Source organism: Paraburkholderia sp. BR10936, assembly GCF_040965735.1.
Classification (GTDB): domain Bacteria; phylum Pseudomonadota; class Gammaproteobacteria; order Burkholderiales; family Burkholderiaceae; genus Paraburkholderia; species Paraburkholderia nodosa_A.
This window is the reverse complement of the sequence record NZ_JBFRCM010000001.1, coordinates 41123-53090: the sequence shown is the minus strand read 5'-3', so window position 1 is coordinate 53090 and position 11968 is coordinate 41123. Positions and strand designations below refer to the sequence as shown.

The window sequence follows — 11968 nt, the reverse complement described above, 5'->3', positions numbered from 1 at the left end:
GGTTGCACGCCATGGTCATCCACGTCCTTCTCCTGAGCGGCTTTCTGCTGGCGAGCATCGCGCTCGTGCAGGCGGTGAGCCTGCGCTGGTCGATTTCCGAATCGGTGCTGCTCGCCGGGTGGGGTTTCACGCTGGGCGGCATCTACCTCGTGAGCGGCGAAGCCTGGCCCACGCTCGCCGCGAACTTCGTGATGCCCGCGCTTGCGCCTCGGCTGCCGCCCGAAGCTTACCTTTGGATCTTCCTTCCGCCGCTGCTGTTTCAGGCCGCGCTCAGCGTGAACGTGCGTGAGATGCTCGGCGACGCGGCGCCGATTCTGCTGCTTGCCGTGGTGGCCGTGTTCGTGGCGACCGGCATGGTGGGCGGCGCAGTCCGGCTCACGGGCCTCGGTCCGCTTGCCGACGGTCTCCTGCTCGGTGCGATGATCGCGACCACCGACCCTTCCGCCGTGCTCGCCGTGTTCCGCGAAGTGGGTGCACCCGAGCGGCTCGTGCGCCTCGTGGAAGGCGAGAGCCTGCTCAACGATGCGGCCGCCATTGCCATCGCCGGCGTGCTGATCGCCGCGATCACAGGAGACGCGGCCAATGTCTCGGCAACGGCCGCGCTGCGTGCGCTCGGCATCGCGCTCGGCGGCGGGCTGCTGGTCGGGGCGCTGGCCGGGCGCGCATTCGCGTGGCTCCTGCCGGCGCTGGGCGGCGAGGGCAAAGCCGAGATCTCGCTCAGTTTCGCGCTGCCGTATCCGCTCTATCTCCTCGCCGACCAGATGTTGCACGTCTCGGGCGTGGTGGCCGTGGTCGCGGCCGGGCTCGTCATCAGCGGGCTGGGGAGCACGCGCCTGTCGCCTGTGAACTGGAAGCATCTGCAACTGATCTGGGAACAGATCGCGGCCATGGCGGGCGCAGCGATTTTTCTGCTCGCGGCCATGCAGATTCCGGCCACGCTGCGTGATGCGCAATGGATCGATCTCGTCGCGCTCGCCGTCGTGGTGGTGGCGGCGTTCGCGGCGCGCGTCGTCGTGGTGTTCGGCATGCTGCCGCTACTGAGCCGCCTGCGGCTCACCGAGCCCGTGAGCGCGGCCTACAAGCTCGTGATTGCATGGGGTGGGCTGCGCGGCGCGGTGACGCTCGTGCTCGCGCTGGGCCTCGCGCAGGACACGGCGCTGCCCGATTCCACGCGCCGCTTCGTCGCGATCCTCGCGACGGGCTTCGTGCTCGTGAGCCTCATCGTGAACGGCACGTCGCTCAAGCTGCTGATCCGGCGGCTGCGCCTCGATCTGCTGTCGCCCCAGGAGCAGGCGCTGCAGCAAAAGGCGGTGCAGCTTTCGTCGATCGGCGTATCCGAGCGCGTGCATATGGCGGCACGCACCTTTCACATTCCCGATGCGATCGCCGACCAGGCCTGCCATACGTTCCGGCGCAGCGTGGACATCAGCGCGACGGCATTCGATTTCGAGGCGGCGCTCTCGGACCGCGAGCGTCTCGTCATCGGCCTCGTGACGCTCGCGGCGAAGGAGCGCGACCTCATTCCGCAGTATGGCAGCGGCATCATTACGATCCGCAATCTGGACGCCATGATGCGCAACACCGATGCCATGATCGAAGAGGCGCGCGTGGGCGGGCGGCTTGGTTATCAGCGCGCGGCCGCAAAAATACTGGCCGACACGATCGAGATGCGCGTCGCGCGCCTGCTTTATCGCTGGCTGCGCGTGCGGCAGCCGTACGGCGACGCGCTCGCCGATCGTTTCGAACTCCTGATGTGTCGCCGCGTGGTGCTGCATCAGCTGATCGTCTTCAACGACCGCAGCCTCACGCCGCTGCTGGGCGAGCGTCTCGCGGCGCTGCTCAAGACGATCCTCAAGGCGCGCATCGCGACCGCCGAGCATGGGCTCGCGGACGTGCGCCGTTGCTTCGGCCAGGCTTCGGACGTGCTCGAGCGGCGCATGCTGCTGCTCTACGCGCTGCGTGAAGGGCGCGAACGCGTGCAGGCCATGTACGAGGACCGCTCGATCTCGAAGGAGATCTACGATTCGATCCGGCGCGAGCTGGACGCCGCGTGGAAGCTCGCCGTGCCGCGGGCGCATCCGGACCTCGTGCCGGGCGAGACGCACGCGAAGGAGATTCATACGCGCATCGACGCATTGAGCGTTGGCGGCGCCGATGCGCATGCGCAGCCCCCAGCACCCATAGCGCCGCACACCGACACCGTCGCGCCGATGGAAAACGCCGCAGCCGGGGAGCGCAGGCCGTCGCCATGACCGAAATCCAGTCGGCGCTGCTCGTGTTCGCGCTGCTGCTCGGCGGTACGGGCCTCGGCGTGCTGCTGCGGCCGTTATTGCCCGAGGAGCATCGCAAGCATGAAACCGTGCAGCTCGTGCAACTCGTGATCGGTATGCTGGTGACGTTTGCGGCGCTCGTGCTGAGCCTGCTCACCGCGTCCGCGAAATCGAGCTTCGATACGGCGACCAACGACATGCGCGCCTACGCCGCCGACCTGATTCAGCTCGATCAACGCCTGCGCGAATACGGTCCCGACGCGGCCGCGGCGCGCACCTTGCTGCGCGCGTATACGGCAAGCGCCATCGCCTCGACCTGGGCGCAGGAAAAGCCGCCGCCGGGAAACTACTATCCACACGATCCGGGCGTCGGCAATGACGAACTCGAAAGCCGGCCGCTCGGCGCGCTGCTCAACTCAGTCGGGCACGAAATCGAAATGCTCGCGCCACGCGACGCCTATCACCAGGCGCTCGTGGGCCCGCTCTCACAGATGTTCGACCGCGTGACCGATACGCGGTGGCGTCTGATCGAAGAGGCGCATGGCACGATTTCGCGGCCGTTCTTCACGATGCTCGCGCTCTGGCTGATTCTGATCTTCCTGAGCTTCGGGCTCGTCGCGCCGCATAACGCGCTGGCGATCGTGCTGATCTTCCTTGGTGCGGTGTCGATTTCGTCGGCCGTCTACGTGATCGCCGACCTCGATACGCCGTTCACGGGACAACTCGTGGTGCCGAGCGATTCGATGCGCGATGCGCTCGCGCACATGAACGCGTCGGCCACGTAGCGACGCGAGCGAGTCATTGCGCTAGACTCGCGCGACGTGACGCGTACAGGAAAGGAGGTTTGCAATGTTGCGCAAGACGCTCAATGCTTCGCGGCTGCAGGAGGAAGTGCATCGGCGCATCCACAAGCTGCAGGAGGTGGTCGAAGACGGCGTGAAGATCGGCGTGCCGCGCCCGCAGTTGCAGGAGCCCGACCGCAGCGGCTGCAACTGGACGATGCAGCACTTTCACAACGCGGCTGGCTTCGAAGCGAGCGTGGCGCGCGTGCTGGAGCAGGTGCAGGCCGAGTACAACCTCGCGCAGGCAAAGGATGAAGCCGTGGAGGACGATGTCGGCCAGCAGGCCGGCACGTGCGATCCGTTCGGGGGAGCGAAGCGCGCCGGCGCTGAGAATCCATTTGGCGGATCGAAACCCGCGCAGGCCGCGAACCCGTTTGGAGTGGCGGGGCCGTCGGGCAAGCAGGATCCTTTCGGCGATACTGCGCCCGCGAGTGAAGATGCGCCGCCTGCGAAGGGCAAACGCCCCGCGAATCCGTTCGGCGATTGACGGATGCGCTGCGCGCCGCCCAACTTAGAGCAGCGCGCGTCACGCCATTGTCAGCTTTCTTCCGCTGCGGCCTTGCTGCGCGCGCGACGCGCGCGCGACGGCGCCTTCCTGGCAGCGGGCTCAGCCGGCGCTGCTGCCGGGCTCGCCGGTTCGTCAACGGAACTGGCCGGTGTTTCTGCCGCTTTCTTCGCTGTCTTCTTGCGCGCGGGGCTCTTGCGAGCTGCCGTCTTGCGCGCTCGCGCGGGGGCGGGCGCGGTGGGTTCGACATCGGCGGCCGGTTCGGGCGCCGCATGCGCCTCGTAGGCCTCTTGCGGCGAATGGGTCCTCTCGTTCGCGTCGAACGGCTCGACGGAGAAGGGCGGCGCGGCTTCGTACCGATGCGCTGCTTGCGCGAGCGCCTCGACCGGCTCGAACGGAATTTCGCCTTGCGCCTCGACCGGTTGCTCGACTGCGGTTTCGCGCACGTCCGCCGCGCCGCCTCCGCGGCCATTGCGACGGCCCTTGCGCCTGCCGCGCGGCTCCTCGGCACGCGCCGCCGTGCTTTCCGGCGCTGACACGCTGGCGGCGGCAGCCGCGAGCGGGGGCGGGTTCAGCCGCGACACCCAGGTCCCCGACTTGTCGTCGCGGCCCACTTCGAGCAGCCCGCGCGACTGCGCCTCTTCGAGCAGATTGCCGAATGCGCGAAAGCCGTAGCGCGTTTCGTTGAAGTCGGGCCGCCGGCGCTTGATGGCGCTCTTGAGCACCGAAGCCCAGATCTTGCCGCTTTCGCCACGCTCGAGCACGAGCGCGTCGAGCGTTTCGATCGCAAAGGCCACGGCCTTCGACTTGCGCTCGTCGCCGTCCTGCTTCGGCTGTCGTTCGTCGCCGCCCTGGCGTTTCGCACCGCCGCCGTCCTTGTTCTTGCCCCTGCCGTGCGTGTGCTGTTCGCGCTCGAGTTCGCGCACCAGGTCGTCGTAGAAGATGAATTCGTCGCAATTGGCGACGAGCAGGTCGGAGGTGGAGTGCTTCACACCCACGCCGATCACCTTCTTGGCGTTCTCGCGCAGCTTCGAGACGAGCGGCGAAAAGTCGGAGTCGCCGCTCACGATCACGAACGTGTCCACGTGCGACTTCGTATAGCAGAGATCGAGCGCGTCCACGACGAGGCGGATATCGGCCGAATTCTTGCCCGACTGGCGCACGTGGGGAATTTCGATCAGCTCGAAGCTCGCCTCGTGCATCGCGGCCTTGAAGCCCTTGTAGCGCTCCCAGTCGCAATAGGCCTTCTTCACGACGATGCTGCCCTTGAGCAAGAGCCGTTCCAGCACGGGCTTGATATCGAAGCGGTCGATCTTCGCGTCGCGCACGCCGAGCGCGACGTTCTCGAAGTCGCAGAACACCGCCATGCTGATGTTTTCCTGGGGGGAAGCCATGTGATTGATTCGTTCCATCTACGGTGTGAATTCACATGATAGCCGGTTGCATCGCGGCGGGCCGGGAATCGCGATAGCGGCGCCTCACCCCGTGCGGCATGTGTTTGTGTGCGCAAGCATGATTATTTTGAACGACTTTCGAACGTGGAGCCGTAAAACGCAGTCATTTTATGTTTACCCAACAACTTCTTAACAAGCGTGTAACACAACTTTCATAAGCTTTCCGCGAGTCAAAATCCGTCGGGTGTGTCCGACTTATAACGAGGGACGGTTGTGAAGAAAATAAAGTCGCGCAGGGGTGCGCTCGCGATGCTGGCGAGCATCGGCGTATTGGCGGGGTTATCTGGTTGCGGAAGCAACGGCTCAGATGGCGGACCGAAGGTCACCGGTCAGGTGCTCGGCAGCTATATCCAGAATGCGGCAGTCTGCCTGGATGTGAACAACAACGGCAGGTGCGACCAGGGCGAGCCGGTCGCGCGCTCGGATGCCCAGGGCAAGTTCTCGATCTCCGATACGAGCAAGGGGTCGTGGAAGTACATCGTGGCCGACCTGAGCGGCGCAACGGAGAACGACGCATCGGGCAAGAACATGGGCACGGCGTTCAACAGCACGGCTACGTTCCGTTCGCCGCGTGGCGTCGGTTCCGTCAGCGCGATCACGACGCAGCTCTCGCAACTGATTGACAGCGGCCTGTCGCAGTCGGATGCTCAAACGCAACTGGCGAACAAGATCGGCACGACGCCGGACGCCCTGCTGGGCGACTTCAATACCAACGGCAACAACGTGGTGAAGGCCGCGAGCGATCAGTACATTGCAACCGTCGTTTCGAGCAAGGCGATCAAGCACGTCTGGGTTATCGTGCTCGAAAACAAGAGCGCGGAATCGACGTACGGCACGACGGCCTCGGATTCGAACCAGGACCCGTACCTGAAATCGCTGATGCCGCAGGGCACGTTCCTTTCGAACTACTACGGCACCGGCCACGTTTCGCTGGACAATTACATATCGATGGTGTCGGGTCAGCCGTCGACGCACGACACCGAAACGGACTGCTTCCAGCTGTGGTCCGATATCGTGGATGCCGGCAACGACTCGGCGAACCCCAAGGTTCTCAAGGCAGGTACGGACGCAAACGGCCACGCGAGCGGCGGCTGCGTGTTCCCGGCCCGCGTGCAGCATATTGGCAACCAGATGGAACAGGCCAAGCTCACGTGGCGCAGCTACAACGAGGACATGGGCAACGACCTGAACCGTGACGGCACGAGAACCTGTTCGTTCCCGCGCCGTACCGCGCAGCTTGCGGGCTCGGACCCGGCGAAGGCTGTGGACGGCACACAGGCCGCGCAGGCGCCTTCGGCTTCGGGTGACGTGGCAGGCGATGAGTACGCAACGCGTCACAATCCGTTCCCGTATTTCCATTCGACCATCGATGATCTGGCCAACTGCGACGCGCACGTGGTCAACCTGCAAGACAACCTGGCAACGGATCTTCAGTCGATTGCCACTACGCCGAACTTCTCCTTCATCACGCCGAACCTGTGTAACGACGGCCATGATGGTGACGGTACGGGCGCGGCGGGCAAGGGCTGCAAAAACGGTCAGCCTGGCGGTTTGGCTTCGATCGACGCGTTCCTGAAGAACACGATCCCGTTGATTCAGGCTTCGCCCGCCTACAAGCAGGACGGCCTGATCATCATCACGACGGACGAAGGCGTCGTGACCGGACTGACGCCGACAACGTCGCTCAGCGCAGATGGCACGACGCTTTCCCTGCTGGAGCCGGAAATGGGCAACCAGTGCCCGGGCTGCAACCAGCAAACGGGTCCGAACGTGACGCGTCCGGAACAGGTCACGATGTCCACGCTGCCGGTGGCTCAAGCAGCCCTGCTCGGTATCAACCCGGCGACGCTGCCTGCATCCGTGCGCAGCGTGTCGATTGCGTTGAACTACCTCGGAGTCGGTGGCGATCAGATCGGTACGCTTCTGCTGTCGCCGTTCATCAAGGGCGGTCACGTGGATGGTACGGGCTACAACCACTACGCGCTGCTGCGTTCGCTCGAAGACAACTTCGGCATCGGCTCGTATCTCGGCTACGCAGATGATGCATCGCTCAAGCCGATCTTCACATCGGCCAACATCGATAACCGCTAATCCGTAGCGGTCTCACAAGAACTTTGTTGTCCTGGCCCGGTTCTCGGCTCGAACCGGGCTCTTTTCTTGATCCGTCATGCGCCAATTTCCTCTAAGGGCTGTTCTCACAACGGCCCTTTGCATTTGCCTGCTTTGCGCATGCGACCAACATGCACCGGACGCTCAGGCAGCCGCGGTCAAAGCACCTGCGCCTGATCTGGCAGCCATCGGCAAGGCAGCGTTCTTCGATCCGTCGCTGTCGGCTTCCGGCAAGCAGTCATGCGCCTCCTGTCACAGCCCTGAGAATGCCTATGGGCCGCCGAACGGTCTGGCAGTCCAGTTGGGTGGTCCAAACCTCGATCGAGCCGGACTGCGCTCGGCGCCGTCGCTGCGCTATCTGCGTGCTGTGCCTTACTGGACGTTCACGCAGGCAAATAGCCTGAAAGAGCGTCTCGAGGACGGCGATAATCAGCCCAGCGGCGGATACACCTGGGATGGACGCTACAACTCCCCCGCGGATCAGGCTGCATTTCCCCTGCTCAATCCGGATGAAATGGCAAACAGCAGCGCGGATGACGTGGCGCAGAAGCTGAGCAAAAGCGCCTACGCACAGCAGTTCCGCGAAGCATTCGGTCAGGACATTTTCTCGCGGCCGACGCAGGCGCTGGCGGACCTCGGAAAGGTATTGCAGGCATTCCAGTTCAACGATCCGTCGTTCGCGCCGTACTCCAGCAAATTCGACCGGGTGCTCGACGGCAAGGAGCATTTCACGCCACAGGAAGCGCACGGATTGGCGCTGTTCAGCGACCCGGACAAGGGCAACTGTGCAAGCTGTCACCCGATCAACAAAGGCGCTCACGGCGCGCATCCGGCATTGACGGATTACAACTTTCAGACGCTGGGTGTGCCGCGCAACATGGAAATTCCGGCCAACCGCGATCCGAACTTCTTCGATATGGGGTTATGTGGGCCGCTGCGTCAAGACGAGGCGAAGCAGCAGAAGTGGTTCTGCGGGATGTTCCGCACGCCCACGCTTCGCAACGTCGCCACGCGACGCGTCTTCTTTCACAATGGCATGTACCATACGCTGGAAGATTCGTTACGCTTCTATGTCGAGCGCGACACGAACCCGGAGAAGTGGTATTCGAAAGACGCGCACGGCCACGTCATGAAGTTTGACGACCTGCCGAAGAATCTGCGCAGTAATGTGGATACCAGGACGGAGCCGCTGACGAATCACCTGGGCGGCAAACCGGTCTGGTCAGACTCGGATATCCGCGACGTAATGGCGTTCCTGGATACCCTCACCGACGCGGACGCAAAGACGGTGGCTCGCTAACGTCGTTCAGAAAAAGGAAAAACCCGGTCAGTTTTGAACCGGGTTTTTTATGCGCTGACGAAGCGTTAAGCGCTGCTCGCCACGTAGCCGAGGAGGGCGCTCACGGCGTCCGCTTCGCGGCGTACGGCGCGACCGTTCGGGCCCTCGGGCGTGGCGTCGAAGCCGCCGGTGGCGCCCAGCGCCGTGAGCACGCCGCAGAGCTTGCCGGTGTGATCGAAGAGCGGCGCCGAAACGGCGCTGATGCCCTTGAGATTCGTGTCGCGCACGCTCGCGCAGCGTGCTTGCTGCACGTCGCGCCGCAGCGTGCCGATCGGATCGCTTGCACTCAGTTGAGCGCGCAACGAAGCATCGGCGTGGGCGAGTTCTTCTTCAGCTTGCGCGAGCACGCGCGTGTCGTCGAGCAGGCCGAGAAACACGCGGCCCGTGGACGACCATAGCAGCGACATCACCGAGCCCACCCGCACGTTGACGGTCACGGGCAGCCCCGGTTCCTCGAAACGGATGATCGTGGGTCCCTTGTTGCCCATCACCGCGACGAACGACGTCACTTCGAGCGTCTCGCGCAGGCGCACGAGCGCGGGCTCCGCAATGCGCACCGGATCGGCCTGACGCATGGCGGCCACGCCGATCATCATCGCCTCGACGCCGAGCCGATACTGCTGGGTGGCGGTGTCCTGCGCGACCAGGCCTTCCTCGATCAGGCTCACGAGATAGCGATGCACCTTTGCGGGACTCTCGCCCACGCAAGCGGCGAGACCCGAGAGGCTCGCGCGGCCGCCCAGGCGCGCGAGACCCTTGAGCACGGCCATGCCGGTTTGCGCGGATTGCACGCGCTGGCGGCGCTCTCGCGGCGCGGCTACGGCCCTCGTCTCTTGCGCGACTTTGGGCGACGTCGAAGCGTCGGCCACTTTGGCCGTGGTGCGACGGGGAGTGGTTTTCCTGCTTTCCATACTGGACGGGACGCTGGGATATCGGTTGGGTTCACGCGGATTTTAGGGCGCGTAGGGGCGGCATAGTGCCTGCTGACCTTGCACGTTAACCCCTATCTCGTAATTACGCAACGCGTACTAGAGTTACGCAAAACGTAATGCACGCAGGATGCAGGAGAGGCATATGAGCGAGACACCTTCCCCACCGACGGGCCGCTGCCCGTTTCCCCACGCCGCGAACCGGACGTCGGCCGCCACGTCGCGCTGCCCGGTCAGTCCCAATGCCGCAGCATTCGACCCCTTCAGCGACGGCTACCAGCAGGACCCGCCCGAGTACGTGCGCTGGGCGCGCGAGCAGGAACCCGTGTTCTACAGCCCGCAGCTTGGCTACTGGGTGGTCACGCGCTACGACGACATCAAGGCGATCTTTCGCGACAACCTCACGTTCTCGCCCTCCATTGCGCTCGAAAAGATCACGCCCACCGGTCCCGAGGCGAACGCGGTGCTGGACTCGTACGGCTACGCCATGAACCGAACGCTCGTGAACGAGGACGAGCCTGCCCACATGCCGCGCCGCCGCGCGCTGATGGAGCCGTTCACGCCCGAACATCTCAAGCACCACGAACCGATGGTGCGGCGCCTCACGCGCGAGTACGTGGACCGTTTCATCGACGCAGGGCGTGCCGACCTCGTGGACCAGATGCTCTGGGAAGTGCCACTCACCGTGGCGTTGCATTTTCTGGGCGTGCCCGAGGAGGACATGGACCTGCTGCGCAAGTATTCGATTGCGCACACGGTCAATACGTGGGGCCGGCCGCGCCCCGACGAGCAGGTCGAGGTCGCGCACGCGGTGGGCAACTTCTGGCGGTTCGCGGGCAAGGTGCTGGACAAGATGCGCCAGAATCCGGACGGCCCGGGCTGGATGCAATACGGTATTCGCAAGCAGAAGACACATCCCGAAGTCGTCACGGACTCCTATCTGCATTCGATGATGATGGCCGGCATCGTGGCCGCGCACGAGACCACGGCCAACGCCACGGCGAACGCGATGAAGCTGCTGCTGCAGCACCCGCATGCGTGGCGCGAGATCTGCGAGGACCCGAGCCTCATTCCGAACGCGGTGGAGGAGTGCTTGCGCCACAACGGCTCGGTAGCGGCCTGGCGGCGCCTCGCAACAAAAGACGTGCAAATCGGCGGCATCGACGTTCCGGCGGGTTCGAAGCTGCTCATCGTGACGTCCTCGGCGAATCATGACGAGCGCCATTTCGCCGATGCCGACCTGTTCGATATTCGCCGCGACAACGCGAGCGACCACGTCACGTTCGGCTATGGCTCGCACCAGTGCATGGGCAAGAACCTCGCGCGTATGGAGATGCAGATCTTCCTCGAAGAATTCACGCGCCGCTTGCCGCACATGCGTCTGGCCGAGCAGACGTTCACGTATGTGCCCAACACGTCGTTCCGGGGTCCTGAGCATGTCTTCGTGGAATGGGACCCCGCGCAAAACCCGGAGCGCGCGAATCCGGCGCTGCTCGGCGCGCACGTGGCGGTGCGCATTGGCGAGCCGTCGGCGCACGCGCTTTCGCGGCCTGTGGTGGTCGAGCGTGTGGACGCCGTGGCAGAAGGCGTCGTCCGTGTGCGCCTCGTCGCGCCGGAGGGCGGCGCGCTGCCGCGCTGGGCGGCGGGTGCGCATATCGACGTGGAGTGCGGCGACACCGGCATCTCGCGCCAGTACTCGCTGTGCTCGGACCCCGCCGACACGGGCGCGTTCGAGATCGCCGTGCTACGCGAAATGCAAAGCCGCGGCGGTTCGGCCTGGGTGCACGACACGTTGCACGCAGGCATGCGCCTGAAGATACGCGGCCCGCGCAACCACTTCCGGCTCGACGAAGAGGGGCGGCGCGCGATCTTCATTGCGGGCGGCATCGGCATCACGCCGGTAAGCGCCATGGCGCGCCGCGCGCGCGAACTGGGCATCGACTACGAATTGCACTATAGCGGGCGCTCGCGCAGGACGATGGCGCTCGTCGACGAACTCGCGCAGCTGCACGGCGAGCGCCTGCATCTGCACGTTTCGGACGAAGACTCGCGCAACGATTTTGCCGCGCTGTACGTCGACGAGCATACGCGCGTCTACGCGTGCGGACCGGCGCGCATGCTCGAAGCACTCGAAGCGTGCAGCGAGGCGTGGCCCGAGGATGCACTGCGCGTGGAGCATTTCGCGGCGACCGGCGGCAAGCTCGACCCCTCGCGGGAGCAGGCGTTCGAAGTCGAGCTGAAAGACTCAGGGCTCGTACTCAACGTGGGCGCCGACCAGACCGTGCTCGACGCGCTGCGCCGCGCGAACATCGACGTGCAAAGCGATTGCGAAGAAGGCTTGTGCGGCTCGTGCGAGGTGCGCGTGCTGGCGGGCGAGATCGACCATCGCGACGTAGTGCTCACGCGCGCCGAACGCGACACGCAAACCCGCATGATGACCTGTTGCTCGCGAGCGAAAAGCGGGCGATTGGTACTCGAACTTTAATCGCCGTAGAGCGATCGAGACGACAAAACAATATT

The 11968-nt window shown here is 64.6% G+C and carries 7 protein-coding genes and 1 pseudogene; 6 read left to right on the top strand and 2 right to left on the bottom strand.

Going from position 1 to position 11968, the window contains the following annotated elements; translation table 11 throughout:
* The first annotated feature begins 11 nt into the window (after positions 1-11).
* From AB4Y36_RS00240 to AB4Y36_RS00230, 3 genes and pseudogenes are all read left to right on the top strand, one after another.
* On the top strand, positions 12-2252 hold the full coding sequence (locus AB4Y36_RS00240; RefSeq protein ID WP_342945525.1) for a cation:proton antiporter: 2241 nt from the start codon (positions 12-14) through the stop codon (positions 2250-2252).
* Positions 2249-3055, top strand: a complete 807-nt coding sequence (locus AB4Y36_RS00235; RefSeq protein WP_069262483.1) for a DUF4239 domain-containing protein — start codon at positions 2249-2251, stop codon at positions 3053-3055. The genes AB4Y36_RS00240 and AB4Y36_RS00235 overlap by 4 nt, the downstream gene beginning before the upstream one ends.
* A 64-nt stretch (positions 3056-3119) precedes the next feature.
* A pseudogene (locus AB4Y36_RS00230) lies at positions 3120-3353 on the top strand (hypothetical protein); the annotation flags it as partial.
* 296 nt (positions 3354-3649) lie between these two features.
* Here the strand turns inward: AB4Y36_RS00230 and AB4Y36_RS00225 are convergent.
* Entirely contained in the window at positions 3650-5011 is a 1362-nt protein-coding gene (locus tag AB4Y36_RS00225; RefSeq protein WP_368682074.1) for an NYN domain-containing protein, read from the bottom strand.
* A 273-nt stretch (positions 5012-5284) separates the two neighbouring features.
* Here AB4Y36_RS00225 and AB4Y36_RS00220 point away from each other — a divergent pair, with 273 nt between their 5' ends.
* Both AB4Y36_RS00220 and AB4Y36_RS00215 read left to right on the top strand, forming a co-directional pair.
* Positions 5285-7162, top strand: a complete 1878-nt coding sequence (locus AB4Y36_RS00220) for an alkaline phosphatase family protein (RefSeq protein ID WP_368682073.1) — start codon at positions 5285-5287, stop codon at positions 7160-7162.
* Between the two features lie 76 nt (positions 7163-7238).
* Positions 7239-8480: a cytochrome-c peroxidase gene (locus AB4Y36_RS00215; RefSeq protein ID WP_368682072.1), complete on the top strand. Its 1242-nt coding sequence runs from the start codon at positions 7239-7241 to the stop codon at positions 8478-8480.
* 65 nt (positions 8481-8545) lie between these two features.
* Here AB4Y36_RS00215 and AB4Y36_RS00210 read toward each other — a convergent pair whose 3' ends face one another.
* Positions 8546-9430: an IclR family transcriptional regulator gene (locus AB4Y36_RS00210; RefSeq protein WP_368682071.1), complete on the bottom strand. Its 885-nt coding sequence runs from the start codon at positions 9428-9430 to the stop codon at positions 8546-8548.
* Positions 9431-9593: 163 nt separating this feature from the next.
* Here AB4Y36_RS00210 and AB4Y36_RS00205 point away from each other — a divergent pair, with 163 nt between their 5' ends.
* Complete coding sequence (locus AB4Y36_RS00205; protein ID WP_368682070.1) at positions 9594-11933, top strand: cytochrome P450/oxidoreductase; 2340 nt, start codon at positions 9594-9596, stop codon at positions 11931-11933.
* The last annotated feature ends 35 nt before the right edge of the window (positions 11934-11968 follow it).